We start from the raw sequence: 16,981 nt of genomic DNA, 5'->3' as shown, positions 1-16,981 counted from the left end.
GCCACCCGAACCCCGGCAGTCCCGACGACGCCCCCCCCCGACGTCAGGGCTGCCGGTCGGCGTTCTGCGTTCTGCGTTCGGCGTTCTGCCTTCGGTCACATGCGGTACGGATTGGTGCCATAGCCATAGCCATAGCCATAGCCGTAGCCGTAGCCCGCCCATGTCGGCACCGCCACCGGAACCGGTGGCGCCGTCGCGCGGGCCGCGTACTCCAGGGCGGGCCGCGCCGCCGCGCGACGGTGCCACAGCTCCTGCAGCAGCTCCCGCTCCCGAGCGACGAAGTCCTCCCGCGCCCGTCCGAGCCGCCCCCGGTACCGCAGGAACGCGAGCGAGGTCGCGTACGCCTCGTACTCCGCGACCGCCCGCGCCGCCGCCTTCCCGCCGTGCCGCCGCGCGTACTGCCGGGCGATACGCCGGGCCCTCATCAGCCCCAGCGCGTACGGCTCCACTGGCGTCAGCCACCCGGCGATCACGTAGGCGGGCAGCTCCGCCCGTACGGTCCGCAGCTCACGCTGCCGCGTCCAGACCGCCAGCCAGGTCAGCACCCCGAACGCTGGCACCATGAACGCCGCGTACACCGCGAAGAACCCGTACTCGCCCAGCGTCGACGAGCCGTTCCACAGTGCGTGCATCCCCATCGCGAGGAGCAGCCCGGACAGCGGCAGCAGCACCCGCCGCGCCCGCTGCCGCTCGGCCGCCAGCGCGGAGATGCCGAACCCGATCCCGGTGAGCACCGTGAACAGGGGGTGCGCGAACGGGGACATGACGATGCGGACGAAGAACGTCGCCGCGGTGACCGACGCGATGCCGCTGCCGCCGGTGAGCTGGTCGGTGCCGAAGGCCGTGCCGAGATAGAGGATGTTCTCGGTGAACGCGAAGCCGGTCGCGGTGACCCCGGCTATCACCACCCCGTCGAGGATCCCGGTGAAGTCCCGTCTGCGGAACAGGAACACCAGCAGCACGGCCGCTGCCTTCGCGGACTCCTCGACGACCGGCGCTATCACGGTCGCGCCCAGGGTGTCCGCCCCTGCCGGGTCGGCGGTCGCCGTCGCTATCCATCTGGTCGCGAAGCTGTTGGCGACGATCGCTATCAGCGCCGCCGCGCAGGCGCCCCACGCGAAGGCGAAGACCAGGTTCCGCCAGGGGCCCGGCTCCACCCGGTCCAGCCAGCGGAAGGCGGCTATGAGCAGCGGCACCGGCAGCACCGCGAGGCCCAGCCCGACGAGGAAGCCCTCGGTGCCGGTCTGCTCACGGACCAGGGCGAGGATGACGAGCCCGGACAGGGCGAGGAGCGCGCTCAGTGCTCCGTAGCGCACCCAGGTCCGCTGCCACCAGTGCACGGGCCGCACCGCGCCACCGGCGGGACGACTGACGTGCGTCGGATACGGGGAGGTGGCCACGCATTGACCCTAACGAGGCAGGGGCGCCGCCCGCAGGACCGCGAGTTGCGGGTCAGGCGCCGGTGGGGGGCTGGTCTTCGTGCTGTACGCGACGGAAAAGCAGGTCGTTCACGAGATGACCCTTCTCCAGTCCCTGCCCCTCGAAACGGGTCAGCGGCCGGAACTCGGGGCGCGGTGCGAATCCGCCGTCCACCTGCGTGTTCTCGAAAGCGGGATGCGCGGTCAGCACCTCGAGCATCTGCTCGGCGTAGGGCTCCCAGTCGGTGGCGCAGTGCACCACGGCGCCCGGCCTGAGGCGGGTCGCGGCCAGGGACAGGAACGCGGGCTGGATCAGCCGCCGCTTGTGGTGCCGCTTCTTCGGCCAGGGGTCGGGGAAGTAGACGCGCAGCCCGTCGAGGCTGTCCGGGGCGAGCATCTCCCGCAGCAGGATGATCGCGTCGCCGTTGCCCACGCGGACGTTGCTCAGGCCCAGCTGGTCGGCGAGGTTGAGCAGGTTGCCCTGGCCGGGGGTGTGGACGTCCACGGCGAGGATGTTGGTGGCCGGGTCGGCGGCGGCCATCTGCGCGGTGGCCTCGCCCATGCCGAAGCCGATCTCCAGGACGACCGGGTTGTGGTTGCCGAAGAACTCGGCCAGATCCAGTACCCGCCGGCCGTCGATGTCGAAGCCCCACTGGGGCCACAGCCGCTGCAACGCGTCCGCCTGCCCGGCGGTCACCCGGCTCCGGCGCGGCTGGAAACTCCGGATCCGCCGCTCGAAGTGCGACCCGGCGGGATCGGCCTTGGGGCCGTCCGGGAAGCGCGGCTCACCCTTGGCCCGGGTACGGCGGACCGACACCCCGGGGGTGTGCGGCGAGAGGTGATCGGGGGCGGACCGGGGCGCTTCGGGGGTGTTCACGGAGTCAGACACAGTGCTGTCGATTTTACGGGGGAGCAGCCGGCCCCCGGCCGTGCTGTGGACCACGCTCACCGCCCCAGCGCGGCCAGGGCCCGCCGGGCGACCTCCCGGCCGATCGGCAGCGAGGCCGTCGCCGCAGGTGAGGGCGCGTTCAGCACATGGACGGCCCGGGGCGTCTCCTGGATCAGGAAGTCGTCCACGAGGGTGCCGTCCCGCAGCACGGCCTGCGCGCGCACGCCGGCCGCCGTGGGGACGAGGTCCTCCTCGGTCACCGCGGGCAGCAGCCGCCGCACCGCCTGTGTGAAGGCGCTCTTCGACAGCGACCGATGCAGCTCACCGGTGCCGTACCGCCAGTGCCGGCGGGCCAGCTGCCACGCACCCGGCCAGGCCAGGGTCCCCGCCAGCTCACGGGGGCGCAGGGTGCGCCAGTCGTAGCCCTCACGGGCCAGGGCAGGCACCGCGTTGGGGCCCACGTGCACACCCCCGTCGATCCCGCGCGTGAGATGCACGCCGAGGAACGGGAACGCCGGGTCGGGCACCGGATAGACCAGGCCCCGGACCAGGTCCGGGCGGGCCAGCTCGTAGTACTCACCGCGGAACGGCACGATCCGCACCCCCGGCTCGTCGCCGGTGAGCCGGGCGATCTCGTCGCAGTACAGCCCGGCGCAGTTCACCAGCGCCCGCCCGCGTACGACATCACCGGAGGCGGTCAGGACCGCCACGCCCCGCTCCGGCCGGCGGTCGATCCGCACCACCCGGGCCCCGTACCGGATCTCCGCTCCGGACGCCTCGGCGAGCCGCCGGGCGACCGCCGTGAAGTCGCAGATGCCGGTGGTGCCCACGTGGATGGCGGCGAGCCCGGTGACCTCGGGCTCGTGGTCGGCCATCTGCGCGGTGCCCAGCTCCCGCACCGTGAGCCCGTTCTCCCGGCCGCGCTGCACCAGCGCGTGCAGCCGGGGCAGCTCGTCCCGCTCGGTGGCGACGATCAGCTTGCCGGTCACGGCATGCGGGATGTCGTACTCCGTGCAGAACTTGACCATCTCCGCGGCACCCCGCACCGCGTAGCGCGCCTTCAGCGATCCCGGCCGGTAGTAGATCCCGCTGTGGATGACCCCGCTGTTCCGCCCTGTCTGGTGCCGGGCGGGACCGTCCTCCTTCTCGAGCACGGTCACCCGTGTCCCCGGTGAGGCGCGGGTGATCGCGTAGGCGGTGGACAGCCCGACGATCCCCCCACCGACCACGAGCACATCACAGTCGTACGCCACCACGTGCACCACCTCCGACACCGATAGTGCACTGCACCACTGACAACGCCTTCAAACGCCGGGCACGGCAGCTCCGCTCAGGGGCGCGGGGAACTGCGCGCCAAGCCACCACGATCCCGCGGCCTCGAGACGACACGACCCGGCAGACGACTAGGAACTCATGCGGGCGCCATCAACAACGGCCGAGCCCTCTCCCGCAGCTCCACCACCCGCGGCTCATCACCGTACGGCTCCAGCCGATGCAGAAGATCCTTCACGTACTCGGTCGTCCGCGCGGAAGAGATCCGCCCGGCCACCTCCACCGCCCGGACCCCCTGCTCACACGCCGCGTCCAGATTCCCCGACTCCAGCTCGGCCACCGCCGAGACGACGAGCCGCAGCCCGTGCGACCGCACGAACTCCTCCGTCGGCTTCGACAGCGCCTGCTCGGTGAACCTGCGCACCTGCCGCGGCGCCTTCAGATCCCGGTAGCACTCCGCCGCGTCCGCGGCGAAACGGTCGTAGGAGTAGAAGCCGAGCCACGACGGATCGCTGTCCCCGGGACGGGACCGCTCCAGCCACCCCTCCGCCGCCTTCAGCGCCGCGCCGGCCGCCTGCGCGTCACCCGCGCGTGCGTGCGCGCGTGCCTCGACGAGCCGGAAGAAGCTCATCGTGCGGGCCGTGGCCAGCCCCCGGTTGCGTTCCAGCGCGGCCTGCGCGAGGTCGACGCCCTCGTCACCGAATCCGCGGTACGTCGCCTGGAGCGACATCGACGCCAGCACGTACCCCCCGAGCGGGACGTCCGCCGCCGCACGCGCCAGGCGCAGCGCCTGGATGTAGTACCGCTGGGCCGCCTCCTGCTGCCCCGTGTCGAAGGCCATCCACCCGGCCAGCCGCGTCAGTTCGGCGGCAGCGCCGAACAGGGCGCGGCCCACGTCATCGGAGTAGGAGCCGAGCAGCAGCGGTGCCGCCTCGACACGTAAACACTCGGGCACCATGGACGAACGCCAGTCACCGCCGCCGTACTTGGAGTCCCAGCGCCGGGCGTCCTCGGCGGCCTCCCGCAGCTTCTGCACATCGCTGTGGCCGACTTTGATCGGTGCGCCGGTGCCCTCGGACGGGCTCGCCTCCCGCGCCACCGAGCTGTCGGCCGGGGTTATCAGCCACCGGGATGCGGGCGTTGCGTACGCACTCACCGCGAAGGATCCGGCGAGCGACTGCCAGATGCCGCCGGAGCCCGCGCGGCGGCCGGCGAGGTCCAGCCGGTACAGGTCCGTCGCGGACTTCACCGCCTGTCCGACGTCCCGGGGGAAGGCGAGGCCCACCTCGGGTGCGGGATCCGCGTCCGCCAGTCCGATCTCATGGAGCGGGACGGGGCGGCCCAGCTTCTGGGCGATGGCGGCGGCGATCAGGTGCGGCGCCGCGCCCTGCGGCACCATTCCCTTCGACACCCAGCGCGCCACCGACGTCTTGTCGTAGCGAAGTGTCAGTCCCCGCTGTGCGCCAAGGTCGTTGACGCGCCGCGCGAGGCCTGCGTTGGAGATTCCCGCGAGGGCGAGAACGGCGCCGAGTTTTTCGTTCGGCCCGCGTTGCTCCCTGGACATGCGCCACCCCTCGACACAGACGGCTGCCGCGCTGGCATAACCATGCGGCATTCGTAAACCCAGCGTAGTTCGCCGCATCCCAAGCGTTAAGGGGCATTCTTCCGGATGGCGGGATTGTGGTCCGTACTGAAGTACGGGCCCGATACGCGCAGTTGCGGCGTGCTCCGGGCGTGTGGCCGTGCGCCTGTGTGTGCGCTCTTCTCCGGCCATCTCGGGAGCGGTTCCATGGTCCGTGCGTGGGTCGGCCCGCTGTACTGGATCCAGCGGGCTGGGGGACACCGCCGCCTTCATCCCCGCGGGCGGCGGAACGGTCCGGGAGACGTACCGCGTCTCCCGGACTGCGCGACCGCCCGGCGGTGGGCCGGGGTTGCACGGAGCGTGTTCGAGTCTGCTCTCCTCGCTCCGAATTGGCCGAAAATCGACCCCGCCGTTCGAGGGGTATCACCGCGCTCACCACGGCAGTTGAGGGCGCGTTGGGTGCATTTGGGGCGCGTTGCGGGGGCGCATTCGCGTCGCCGTGGCGTGGGGCCGGGTGTGGTCACGGGTGGCGATCTTTGTGCGGTGGGCGGGAGTTCGGGTCGGTCCGGGTCCGGGGGTGGGTGTATCCGCCGGGGCGCATTCGGCGGAGCACATGCCGGTCCGGCACCCCACTGGAGCGCCTCCTTCATGGCAGCATGGAGAACCGGTTCGTACGGTGCACTGGTTGTCCACAGCCTGTGGAGGCGTCGATGCGGTGGTTGGTGGGGTGGAGCAGCACCGCCGCGGGGGCCGTCGGAGCGGGTGGGTACGGCTCGGCCGGAGCCACCGGGGCCGAGGGCGAGACGCTGCATCCGGTGGGGTCCCAGTTGTTGTGGGGCGACCCCGACCCGCTGTGGGCGGTCGGCGACTGGCGGCCCGACGAGGTGCGGGTGGTGAAGGCCGACGCCCAGACCCGGATCGCCGTCCTCGGCACCTGTGGCGCCTCCGACGAGCAGCTGCGGGTCGCCCTGTTCGCCGCACGCGGCGGGGCACTGCGGCATCTGACCGCCTGGCCGGGCAGCTACACCGCGATCGTGCAGGTGGGGCGGCGGGTCACCGTCTGCGGTGACCTCGCGGGCGCCCGGCCGGTGTTCTACACCCCCTGGGCGGGCGGTACGGCGTACGCGACCGCCGCGCTGCCGCTGGCCGACCTCATCGAGGCCAACCTCGACTTCGGGCACCTCGCCGCGCTGCTCGCCGCGCCCGACGTACCGGCCGCGCTGCACGACTCCACCCCGTACGACGGCGTGAAGCGCATCCCGCCGGGGCACGCGCTGATCCTGCGCGCGGGGGCCCGAGAGATCGCCGGGTACGAGCCGGTCGCCTCGCTCGCCGTCGCGGCGCCGGCGGCCGATCCGGAGCGGGCGGTGGACGCCGTGCGGGACGCGCTCGTCGAAGCGGTGCGGACCCGGCTGGCGGCGCCGCGTCATGTGCCCGGGGCCGACATCGACCCCGGGCCCGTGCCGGGGATGGGGCCGGCGGAGCGGCGGGCGGCGCGCGGCATGCCGGTGCCGGGGATCGGGGCGGACCTGTCGGGTGGGCCGGCGTCCGGGACGCTGGCGCTGCTGGCGGCCGGGCTGCCGGGCATGCCGGGGACCGTGCTGGGCCACGGGACGGGGGCGGGCGAGCGGCTGCTCGCCGTGACGTTCAACGATCTCGTCGTCGGCGGGCGGGAGGACGAGCTCGAGCGGGCCGGTGCGCTGGCCGCGAATCCGCGGCTGCACCATGTGGTGGTGGCCGGGAGCGAGGAGACCCTGCCGTACGCCGACCTGGACGGGCCGCTGACCGATGAGCCCGGGCCCTCGCTGGTCGCCGCGGCGCGGCACCGGGCGCGGCTGGCGGCGGGGAGCGCGGATCATTTCACCGGGTACGGGGCGCGGCAGGTGCTGGACGCCCATCCTGCGCGGCTGTCCGACCTGTTGATGGACCGTAAGCGGCGGCATCTCGTGCGGCCCGTCGCCGCGCTGGCGAAGGCGGACGGGTCCGTGATGGTGCCGGCGCGGGTGTACGCGGCGGCCCGGCGGCTGGCCCGTACGCCGTATCGGGCGGGCGTGGAAGAGCTCGCGGAGCGGCTGCTGCGGCGGAGGCTGGACGACGGTGACGGTTCCGCGGGTGCGGCGGATGCCTCGCTGGCCGCGCTGAGCTGGGGCAGACCCGGGCCTGCGGCGCGCTGGCTGACGGGGGAGGCGCTGGCTGAAGTATCGGTTCGTCTGCAGGCGTCGATGCGCCGCGCCGATATCGGTGTCGGGCCGGGGCAGCGGCCCGGGGATTTCCGGGCGCGGGCGGCGCTGGCGCGGCATGCGGCGGATCTACGGGTGCTGGAGCAGGCGGCGGAGGTGCGGTTCCAGCGGTTGCACGCGCCGTTCCTCGACAACCAGGTGGTGCGGGCGTGCAGGGCCCTGCCGGAGGCGCTGCGGGTGCGGCCGGGCGCGCGGGCGGCGATTCTGCGGTCCGTGCTGGAGGGGGCGGGCGTTCGGGAGCTGCCGGAGGGGTGGGGAGCGCCGACGGGGGGTACGGCGGCGGTGGCCGCCGCGCGGACGGGGTTGCGGGTGGCGGTGGACTCGCTGATGGCGCTGTTCGACACGCCGTTGCTGGCGGAGGCGGGGCTGGTCGAGGCGCGGGTGGTGCGCAAGGCGCTGCGGGCGGCGGCGGAGGGTGAGCCGCTGCCGCTGGACGGCTTGGCGGACCTGGTGGGCCTGGAACTGTGGCTACGGCGGCTACTGGCACGCCGGGGGACATGCTGGACGGGCACACCGGCACGACAGCGAGCGGTACCGGGCGGCATCGTGGTGCGCCGGGGGGCGCTGGGGGCGGGCGCTGCGGGGTGAGACCGCGGCTGCGGCTCCGGTGGGGGTGCGCGTTGCATGCCTGCGGCGCTCCATTGCGGGCGTACGCGCCGCAGGCAGCCGGTGTCGGTGTCGTCCATTCCGCGGGCAGTCGTGCCGCTGGGGTGGCACGGGTGGGCGCGGACGGTGCCCCGTCAGTGCCGGGGTGCGCGACCCAGTCCCGGCCGGCACCGGCATGGGGCCACCAGGCAACCGGCGTTCGGCAGAGCCCGGTCGGCCTCAGCCCTGCGTGCAGGTGAAGCGGGACTCCGCCCAGTCCGCCAAGGCCACCGTGTCGACGTGGCTGTGCGGCTCCACCACCAGGCGTACGGTCTTGCGCCCCGTCAGGTTCACATGCACCGGAACCGCCGGATCGCCGCCCTTGATCACCCCGGAGTTCCACAGCGGCACCCCGTCGGCGTGCACCGAGAAGCTCACCTTGCCGAGCTTCATCGTCAGGTCGTCCACGCCCACCACCGCGTCGTACGCGGTGCACGGACGGTTCAGGTCGATCGTGACGGACGAACGGCCGTGCACCGTCACCCCGTGGCCGTAGCGCACGTCGGCGATCTTCAGGGACGAGCGCTGCCAGACCCAGCTGCTGGAGCCGATACGCATCTCGGGACCCGTGCCGTCACCGGCGATGTCGTAGGAGAGCTCGCTCCATGGGTAGACCTCCGGCGCCGGGGGAGGCGGCGGCGGGGGCGGTGTCGGCGTGGGGGTCGGCTTCGGTGGTGGTGTGGGTGTGGGGGTGGGAGAGGGAGTGGGGGTCGGTGTCGGTGTCGGTGTGGGCTTGGGGGGTGGTGTCGGGCGGGCCGGGGCCGGTGCGGGGGCCACGGGGTCGGGAGTCGGGGCCTGCTTGGTGGGGCGGGGTTCCGGTTCCTCCCTGGCCGCCGGTGCCGAAGCCGGCGGCGCCGCCTTCGGCTCGTTCCGCTTCGCCTCGTTCCCCGACAGCGCGATCGCGATCGCCGCCGCCGCGGCCACCGCCACCACGCCCGCCGCAATGCCCGCCTTCGCGGGCGCGGCCATGCCCTCGGACGCCGCCGCTCCCCCCGCCGCGGAGCCGCCGCCGCCCGACGCCGCCGCCGTACCGGCCGCCCCTGCCGCGCCCGTACCACCGGCGATGAGCCCGGCCACCTTGGCGTAGCCGGCCGTGCCGAACCAGCCGATGACGGCCACCGGCACGAACGCGGGGATGCCGGAGGCGACCTCCTCGATCTGGGCCGCGGCCAGCCGGCACTTGGCGCAGTCGTCGAGGTGCTTGCGCAGACCCCGTTCGGCACGCGTGCGCAGTCTGCCGCGGGCGTACGTGCCGAGCTGGTCGGCGTACCGGGCGCACTCCTCGTCGTCGGTGAGTGCGGAGCTGACGTGTGCCTGGAGGTACGCCTGCTTCAGACCCTCCCGCGCCCGGCTGGCCAGCACGCGCGTGCCGTTGGCGTCCAGGCCGAACAGCGTGGCCACCTCGCTCGGGGACTCGTCCTCGACCTCGGTGTGCCACAGAACCGCCTGCCACCGCTCCGGGAGCGACCGGAACGCCTGCATCGCGAGCGACTGCTCCGCCTCGTGCATCGCCCGTACGTCCGCGCCCAGGTCCAGGGTGTCGGTGTCGGAGGCGTCGGACAGCCGGACGGCCTGCGTGGCGAACACCGCGAAGTCGTCGACCAGTTGCTCCCGCTTGGCCGACTGCGTCCAGTTCGCGGCGACCCGGCGGACGGAGGTCAGCAGGTAGGCGCGGACCGCGTGCTCCGGGCCGGAGCCGCCGCGCACCGCCTGCAGCATGCGGGCGAAGACCTCGGCGGTCAGGTCCTCGGCCGTGTGGCCGTCCCGGCAGCAGGTGCGGGCGTACCGGCGTACGGCCTCGGCGTGGCGCCGGTACAGCTCCTCGTACGCCGTGTCGTCGCCCGAGCGCATCCGGGCGATCAGGTCGGCGTCGGACGGCGGCAGCGTGCGCGGGGGCGGCAGGATGCTTTCCTCACGCCGGTCTCGCTGGGCCGGGACTCCGCCTTCGACGTCGTCCAGGGGCGCCCGCCCCTGGCTCGGCACCTGCCGTGCGCCGTCATCGGCGCACGACTCGTCCCGCCCGTCCTCGCTCATCGCGAAAAGCCCCCGCCACCTGCCCGGCCCGTCATGAACACGGGTCAGGGTGCCACAGCCCCCTCAGGGCTCGGACCGGGAGTGGGGGTCCACCACTCGTCCGTGGGGACTTGTCGAACGCGAGTGCTTGAGGACGTGCGTTCGGGGAAGGCTCCAGGGTCGCCCCGGGAGCCCTCCCCAGGTGTCGTCCTAGGCGGGACGCGAGCGCAGGCCCTCGAGGAGGATGTCCAGCAGCCGGGCCGAGGCCGCTGCCTGCTGGGCCGCGTCCGGGAGGGACGGGGCCGCCGTCGCGATCACCAGCAGGACGTCCGAGACCGAGACGTCCGGCCGCAGCTCGCCCGCGGCGCGGGCCCGCTCCACGAGCCGTCCCACCACGTCGAGCAGCTGCGCGGCACCGGCGTCGTCCTCCGGTGCCGCCGGTGTCTCCGGAACCAGTCGCAGCTCGCCCGTGCTCGGCTGGGTCCGCTGCTGCGGCACGCGCGCGTGGTCCTCCACCACACCCACCCGCAGGACCTGCGGCGGCAGCAGCCGGCCCGCGCCGGAGGCGACCGACGTGCGCAGGAAGCGTGACAGCGCCGACCACGGCTCGTCCTCCTGGCCGAGCGCCGCCCGCGCCTGGTCGGTGAGCCGGGAGATCTCCTCCTCGGCTATCCGCCGTACCAGCACGTCCTTGCTCGGGAAACGCCGGTAGACCGTGCCCACACCCACCCGCGCCCGGCGCGCCACGTCCTCCATGGGCGCGCCGTAGCCCAGCTCGCCGAACACCTCGCGCGCCGCCCGGAGCACGTGCTCCAGATTGCGCTGGGCGTCCACGCGCAGCGGTGCCGTACGCGTCCTGTCCGCCCGCCCGTTGCCCGTGGACGCGCTCATCGCGGCGCCTGTCGCGACCGCGGACGACCAATGAGAATCCTGAACATGCATACGCTTTCCCCCGGTAATGACGTCTCCCCCCGGAGACTTCTCCCCGCCATCGATGGCCGGGGCTCGCGGAACAAGCCCGGTGATCGACCCCGCCCGTCGCGGACCCGATGAGCGCATCCCCCTACACCCCGTCGAGACACGAACATAGTTGAGAGGGGGTCAATTCAGAAGGGGCAGGTTCCGCACGGAGCGCCCCCCGATCGGAGTACGGGGCGCATTCGTCCGGATTGTGCCGGTGGACGGGACCCAAGACACCCCTGCTGACCTGCGGTGATGGCGCAGGAACGGGCTATTCGGCCAAAGCGGCAGACCTTTGGCCTCCGGTCACACAATTCGTCGAGGCTGTGGACAAACGCAAGCGGCGGGTGCGTCATGGGATGGTGAAGGAACGTGCGCGCATTCTCGTTGTCGGTGGCGGCTACGTCGGGATGTACACGGCCCTGCGCCTGCAGCGGAAGCTGAAACGGGAACTCGGACGGGGCGAGGCCGAGATCACGGTCGTCACCCCGGACCCGTACATGACGTACCAGCCCTTCCTCCCCGAGGCGGCCGCCGGAGCGATCTCCCCCCGGCATGTCGTCGTCCCGCTGCGCCGGGTCCTCGACCGGTGCCGCGTCATCATCGGCGAGGCCACCTCCATCGACCACGCGGGGCGCACGGCGACCATCACCACCCTCGCCACCGAGGAGGAGGGCACCGGCGGCCGGCAGCTGGCCTACGACGAGCTCGTCCTCGCGCCCGGATCCGTCTCACGCACCCTGCCGATCCCCGGGCTCGCCGAGCACGGCATCGGGTTCAAGACCGTCGAGGAGGCCATCGGCCTGCGCAACCACGTCCTCGAACAGATGGACATCGCGTCCTCCACGCGTGACCCCGCCGTCCGCGACGCCGCCCTCACCTTCGTCTTCGTCGGCGGCGGCTACGCCGGTGTCGAGGCGCTCGGCGAGCTGGAGGACATGGCCCGCTACGCCGCGCGGTACTACCACAACGTCCGGCCCGAGGACATGAAGTGGATCCTCGTCGAGGCGTCGGACCGCATCCTCCCCGAGGTCGGCGAGGAGATGGGCCGCTACACGGTCACCGAACTGCGCCGCCGCAACATCGACGTACGCCTTCAGACGCGCCTGGATTCCTGCGCCGACCGGGTGGCCGTGCTCAGCGACGGCTCACGCTTCCCCACACGTACGGTCGTGTGGACCGCGGGCGTCAAACCGCACCCGATCCTCGCCGCGACGGACCTGCCGCTCAACGGGCGCGGCCGTCTCAAGTGCACCGCCGAACTGGCCGTCGAGGGCGCCACGCACGCGTGGGCGGCGGGAGACGCCGCCGCCGTACCCGACGTCACCGCTCCCGAGCCCGGCCGGGAGTGCGCGCCCAACGCCCAGCATGCCGTGCGCCAGGCCAAGGTCCTCGGCGACAACATCGCGCACTCCCTGCGCGGCGAACCCCTGGAGACGTACGCCCACAAGTACGCCGGCTCCGTCGCCTCCCTGGGCCTGCACAAGGGCGTCGCCCAGGTCTACGGACGCAAGCTCAAGGGCTACCCCGCCTGGTTCATGCACCGCACCTACCACCTCAGCCGCGTCCCCACCTTCAACCGCAAGGCGCGCGTGGCCGCCGAGTGGACCCTCGCCGGGCTCTTCAAGAGGGAGATCGTCTCCCTGGGTTCACTCGAACATCCCCGGGCGGAGTTCGAACTCGCGGCCGGTGGAAAGCCTTCTCAAGACCCCCCGCACAACTCGAAGGGGTCGTCCTGACCGGACCCAGGAACTCCACCGGCCGGCCCGGCGTCTGACGGATGTCGGCCCGGTCGGCAGCCTGCCAGACTGGTCCACCACCGCGGGCGGGCCGCAGCCACCCCCGTGCGGCCCCAGGGACCCCGGCCGGTCCCGGTTCCCGGCCGCCGACAACTACCCGAGGCAAGGATTCGTGAACTTCACGCGCTGGAGCGCCCGGCTCCCCGGAACGCAGCGCCGCGCCGCAGCGCGGACCGATCTCACGGTCTCCCCGGACCGGCGGGGAGAGGGCTCCGTGCCCGCGGCCCGCGCCGAACACCTCACCGACGACGCACAGCCCGTCCCGGCCGTCGACGACCTCGACGTGCGCGAGGTCCTCGACCGCATCCCCTCCCTCGTCGCCCTGGTCCACGGCCCCGACCACCGCGTCGCCTACGTCAACGACGCCTACACGGCCGCCTTCGGCCCCCGCCCCGTCGGCGCCCCGGCCCGCGGCACCCTCCCCGAACTCGCCGAGCTGGGCCTGCTGCCCCTGCTCGACCAGGTCCTGCGCAGCGGCAAGCCCCGCACGGTCAAGTCCCGCAAGGCCCCCGACGGCCGCTCCTACACCTTCACCTGCACCCCCGTGACCGAGGACGGCGGCGGCCGCGGCGTGCTCGTCTTCGCCACCGACGTCACCGACCACGCCGAAGCCGCCGAACGCCTCCGCGCGAGCGAACGCCGCCAGCGCGAGACCGCCGTCACCCTCCAGCGCTCCCTGCTCCCCCAGGAGCTCGAGGAACCCGACGACCTGCGCATCGCGGCCACGTACCACCCCGGCGGCACCGAGGCCGCGGTCGGCGGCGACTGGTACGACGTGATCACCCTCGGCGGCGGCCGTACGGCCCTCGTCATCGGCGACGTCATGGGACGAGGGGTCCGAGCCGCGGCGGTCATGGGCCAGCTCCGCACGGCCGTACGCGCCTACGCCCGCCTCGACCTGCCCCCGCACGAGGTGCTCCAGCTCCTCGACGGCCTCGCCATGGAGATCGACGCCAACCAGATCGCCACGTGCGCGTACGCCATCCACGACCCCAACGAGGGCCGCCTGGTCTACGCCTCCGCCGGCCACCTGCCGATCCTCGTCCGTGACGAGAACGGCACCGTCCAGCGCGCCGACGAACCCACCGGCCCCCCGCTCGGCACCGGCGGCTGGATGCACTCCTCCGGCTCCGTCCCGCTCGGCCCCGGCTCCACCGCCGTCCTCTACACGGACGGCCTGGTCGAGCGCCGCAACGAGGACCTGGACGAGGGCATCGCCGCCCTGGAACGCGCCCTCGCCGGCGCGACCGGCACTCCCCAGGTCGTCTGCGACCGCCTGGTCCGCTCCGCCGGCGTCACCCCGGACCACGACGACGACGTCGCCGTCCTCGTCCTGCAGCACCCCGCCCGCAAGGGAGCGGAGAGCGAGCTGTTCCGCAACGCCGCCCTGGAACTCCTCGGCGGCGTGGAAGCGGCCCCACGCGCGCGTGCCTTCGCCTCGGGCGTCCTGACCAGCTGGCGCTTCCCCGCCGAGCTGCACGACCTGGGCGTCCTCGCCACCAGCGAACTGGTCGCCAACTCCCTCCAGCACGGCACACCCCCGATGCGGCTGCGCCTGCGCCGCACCGACCGCCGCCTGATCATCGAGGTCACCGACGGCGACGACCACCTCCCGAGGCGCCGCCGCGCGGAACCCGGCGACGAGTCGGGCCGGGGCATCTCCATCGTCGCCACGATCGCCTCCAGCTGGGGCAGCAGACGCACCCCGGGCGGCGGCAAGGCGGTCTGGTGCGAGTTCGCCCTGCCGAAGCCCGACCGGTCATAGCCCGGCCCCGCACCAGCCAGTCACAGCCCAGTCCCTCACACGAGGGGGCGCGAAGGCGCGCAGCTCAGGCGTGTGCCGGCGCCTGCTCCGCCGAAGCGCTGCCCTGCGCCACCACCCGGCTCCGCGCCGCCGACGGATGGTCCTGCACCTGCGTCAGCTGCCGCCCCAGCCGCACGGCCAGCACGGTGATGCCCAGCGAGAACAGCAGGAAGATCACGACGTACGGCGCGTGCAGCGAGGCCCCGAGCGGCCCGCCCACCGCCGGCCCCACGGCCAGCGCGAGCTGCTTCACCAGGGCGAAGGCGGAGTTGTACTGCCCCGCCATCCCGCTCGGCGCCAGATCCGCCACCAGTGGAGCCAGCGTCGGCGACAGCATCGCCTCACCGAGCCCGAACAGCGCGTACGTCGAGATGAACGCCGCGGTCGCCATCGCCTGGCTCCCGTTCCCGAGCCCCGCGTACCCGGCCACGGCCCACGCCACGGCCCAGATGAGCCCCACGGACGCGATCACCCGCGAGCGCTTGCGCCGCTCCACGAACCGCAGCACCGCGAACTGCGCCACGACGATCATCAGCGTGTTCGCCGCCAGCGCCGTCCCCAGCGCGGAGGTCGAGATCCCGGCCGCCTCGACGCCGTACGCGCTCAGCCCCGACTCGAACTGCCCGTAGCAGGCGAAGAACAACACGAAGCCCAGCACACACAGCTGCACCATGGCCCGGTTGCCCAGCAGCTGCTTCCAGCTCCCCTTGGCCGACAGCCCCGACGCGTCCTCGATCCGCGGCGCACGCGGCATCCGCACCGTCGCCATCACCACGACCAGTAGCAGGAACATCGCCGCCTCGATCGAGAACAGCAAGGTGAACGACCCGGTCTTGCTCGTGTCCACGAGGTGCCCGCCGATGAGCCCACCGACACCGAGCCCCAGGTTCTGCAGAAAGAACTGCATCGCGAACGCCCGCGACCGGGTGTCCGAGCTGGAGCAGTCCACGATCATCGTGGCCAGCGCCGGCTGCATCACCGCCTGCCCCGCGCCGAGCGCCGCCGCCGAGAGCAGCACCGTCGCGGCACTGCCCGACAGCCCCAGGCTCAGCGCCCCGATCGCGGCGGTGACCAGGGCGGCGAGCAGCACCGGCAGCGGGCCGCGCCGGACGATGACCCGCCCGGCGAACGGCAGCACGATCAGCGCGGCCACAGCGAAGACGGCGAGCACGAGACCCGCCGTCATGGCCCCCAGCCCCCGCACCTGCGCCACATAGACGTACAGATACGGGACCGTGAAGCCCAGCCCGAAAGCGCTGAATGCGTTGCCCACATGGATCCGGCGCATCGCTGCGCCCATCGCCCTGGTCACGTTCACCTCTCTCACTAGTTAGGGGTCAAGACTTAGAAGCTAAAGTTCGAAGCTAAAGAGTACACAGCGAAGGACTTCGAGGCAAAGAGAGGCCGTGCCATACTGCGGCCATGGGCGACACCTCCGGCACCTCCGGCCTCAGCGAGCCGACACTCGAAGAGCAGATCGCCGCGTACCAGCGCGAGTTCCAGGACCTCGACCCCCAGGTCGAGAAGATCGTCTCCGCGCTGTCCCGGCTGAACCGCCGCATGAACGTCGCCTACGGCCGCCAGACCGCCGAGCTCGGCATCAGCAACGCCGACTGGGAGGTCCTCAAGGCCCTCGTCCTGTCCGGCGCCCCCTACCGGATGGGCCCCAGCGACCTCGCCAAGCGCCTCGGCCTCACCCCGGCCGCCATGACCCACCGGATCGACCGCATGGTTGCCGAGGGTCTGGTCACCCGGGAGAGGGACGAGAACAACCGCGTCCGCGTGATCGTGGAACTGACGCCCGCGGGGCGTGAGAAGTGGCTGGAGGCGATGCGCATGGCCTCGGTCTTCGAGGAGGACCTCCTCCAGGACCTGTCCCCGGACGAGCGCACCACCCTGGGAGAGGTCCTCACCCGTCTGCTCCGCAGGGTGGAACACGCCCAGCCGGACGCCGGCGGACGCCTCACGGACCTGGACTAAAAGATCTTGACAGTGGCTTCTTGACAGCCCCTGGGCGGATCCGTAAAGTTCTTCGGGTTGCCACGGAGCCGTAACGGTTCTGGGGCAGTACCTTCCGCCGCGACAGCGGCACTCACACCATCAGCACGACCTCCCAGTGGGAACGATTTCGGCGTGCCCGAATTCAATTCCACTCCCTCGATTTGGGAAACATGGAGAGAGTCCGCTAAGGTTTGAGACGTCGGAACGGCCCAACGGCCGGGAAGACAAACCCCGCTGACTGGGGGTCAGGTCGAGAAAAGGATCTGATAGAGTCGGAAACACCGAAGGGAAGCGCCCGGAGGAAAGCCCGAGAGGGTGAGTACGAAGGAAGCGTCCGTTCCTTGAGAACTCAACAGCG

11 protein-coding genes are annotated in these 16,981 nt (G+C 72.6%); 4 read left to right on the top strand and 7 right to left on the bottom strand.

Annotated features, from left to right (window positions below; all coding sequences use genetic code 11):
- Positions 1-95: 95 nt before the first annotated feature.
- The 4 genes from AB0412_RS31385 to AB0412_RS31370 form a co-directional block, all read right to left on the bottom strand.
- The gene (locus AB0412_RS31385; protein WP_366405990.1) at positions 96-1,400 is read right to left on the bottom strand and encodes a PrsW family intramembrane metalloprotease; all 1,305 of its coding nucleotides are present in this window, start codon (positions 1,398-1,400) and stop codon (positions 96-98) included.
- Between the two features lie 52 nt (positions 1,401-1,452).
- The gene (trmB, locus tag AB0412_RS31380) at positions 1,453-2,307 is read right to left on the bottom strand and encodes a tRNA (guanosine(46)-N7)-methyltransferase TrmB (protein ID WP_366405989.1); all 855 of its coding nucleotides are present in this window, start codon (positions 2,305-2,307) and stop codon (positions 1,453-1,455) included.
- Between the two features lie 56 nt (positions 2,308-2,363).
- Entirely contained in the window at positions 2,364-3,569 is a 1,206-nt protein-coding gene (lhgO, locus tag AB0412_RS31375; RefSeq protein WP_366406056.1) for an L-2-hydroxyglutarate oxidase, read from the bottom strand.
- Between the two features lie 149 nt (positions 3,570-3,718).
- Positions 3,719-5,143 carry an MFS transporter gene (locus AB0412_RS31370; RefSeq protein ID WP_366405988.1) on the bottom strand — a complete coding sequence of 475 codons (1,425 nt, stop codon included), beginning with the start codon at positions 5,141-5,143 and terminating at the stop codon, positions 3,719-3,721.
- 728 nt (positions 5,144-5,871) lie between these two features.
- Between AB0412_RS31370 and AB0412_RS31365 the strand changes: the two genes are divergently transcribed.
- Positions 5,872-7,989 carry an asparagine synthase-related protein gene (locus AB0412_RS31365; protein WP_366405987.1) on the top strand — a complete coding sequence of 706 codons (2,118 nt, stop codon included), beginning with the start codon at positions 5,872-5,874 and terminating at the stop codon, positions 7,987-7,989.
- A gap of 237 nt (positions 7,990-8,226) precedes the next feature.
- Here the strand turns inward: AB0412_RS31365 and AB0412_RS31360 are convergent, their stop codons facing one another.
- Entirely contained in the window at positions 8,227-10,080 is a 1,854-nt protein-coding gene (locus AB0412_RS31360; RefSeq protein ID WP_366405986.1) for a sigma-70 family RNA polymerase sigma factor, read from the bottom strand.
- A gap of 189 nt (positions 10,081-10,269) precedes the next feature.
- A complete protein-coding gene (locus AB0412_RS31355; protein ID WP_366405985.1) occupies positions 10,270-11,001 on the bottom strand; it encodes a helix-turn-helix domain-containing protein in 732 nt (243 codons plus the stop codon).
- A 377-nt stretch (positions 11,002-11,378) separates the two neighbouring features.
- On the opposite strand from AB0412_RS31355, the gene AB0412_RS31350 reads away from it, so the two are divergent.
- Together AB0412_RS31350 and AB0412_RS31345 are read left to right on the top strand one after the other, a co-directional pair.
- On the top strand, positions 11,379-12,758 hold the full coding sequence (locus AB0412_RS31350; protein ID WP_366405984.1) for an NAD(P)/FAD-dependent oxidoreductase: 1,380 nt from the start codon (positions 11,379-11,381) through the stop codon (positions 12,756-12,758).
- A 172-nt stretch (positions 12,759-12,930) separates the two neighbouring features.
- Positions 12,931-14,583 carry a SpoIIE family protein phosphatase gene (locus tag AB0412_RS31345; protein ID WP_366405983.1) on the top strand — a complete coding sequence of 551 codons (1,653 nt, stop codon included), beginning with the start codon at positions 12,931-12,933 and terminating at the stop codon, positions 14,581-14,583.
- Positions 14,584-14,647: 64 nt separating this feature from the next.
- On the opposite strand, the gene AB0412_RS31340 is transcribed toward AB0412_RS31345, so the two are convergent.
- Complete coding sequence (locus tag AB0412_RS31340) at positions 14,648-15,922, bottom strand: MFS transporter (RefSeq protein WP_366406055.1); 1,275 nt, start codon at positions 15,920-15,922, stop codon at positions 14,648-14,650.
- Positions 15,923-16,044: 122 nt separating this feature from the next.
- On the opposite strand from AB0412_RS31340, the gene AB0412_RS31335 reads away from it, so the two are divergent.
- Positions 16,045-16,602, top strand: a complete 558-nt coding sequence (locus AB0412_RS31335) for a MarR family transcriptional regulator (RefSeq protein WP_366405982.1) — start codon at positions 16,045-16,047, stop codon at positions 16,600-16,602.
- Positions 16,603-16,981 lie beyond the last annotated feature (379 nt).

The sequence above is a fragment of the Streptomyces sp. NPDC052012 genome, assembly GCF_040689265.1.
In the GTDB taxonomy this organism is placed as follows: Bacteria; Actinomycetota; Actinomycetes; order Streptomycetales; family Streptomycetaceae; genus Streptomyces.
The sequence above is the reverse complement of the archived record's forward strand: the minus strand, read 5'-3'. Positions and strand labels throughout refer to the sequence as shown.

Coding starts and splice junctions, on each gene's coding strand:
- AB0412_RS31365 (WP_366405987.1), top strand. CDS start 5,872: ATGCGGTGGTTGGTGGGGTGGAGCAGCACCGCCGCGGGGGCCGTCGGA.
- AB0412_RS31350 (WP_366405984.1), top strand. CDS start 11,379: ATGGTGAAGGAACGTGCGCGCATTCTCGTTGTCGGTGGCGGCTACGTC.
- AB0412_RS31355 (WP_366405985.1), bottom strand. CDS start 11,001: ATGCATGTTCAGGATTCTCATTGGTCGTCCGCGGTCGCGACAGGCGCC.
- AB0412_RS31370 (WP_366405988.1), bottom strand. CDS start 5,143: ATGTCCAGGGAGCAACGCGGGCCGAACGAAAAACTCGGCGCCGTTCTC.
- AB0412_RS31335 (WP_366405982.1), top strand. CDS start 16,045: ATGGGCGACACCTCCGGCACCTCCGGCCTCAGCGAGCCGACACTCGAA.
- AB0412_RS31340 (WP_366406055.1), bottom strand. CDS start 15,922: ATGGGCGCAGCGATGCGCCGGATCCATGTGGGCAACGCATTCAGCGCT.
- AB0412_RS31360 (WP_366405986.1), bottom strand. CDS start 10,080: ATGAGCGAGGACGGGCGGGACGAGTCGTGCGCCGATGACGGCGCACGG.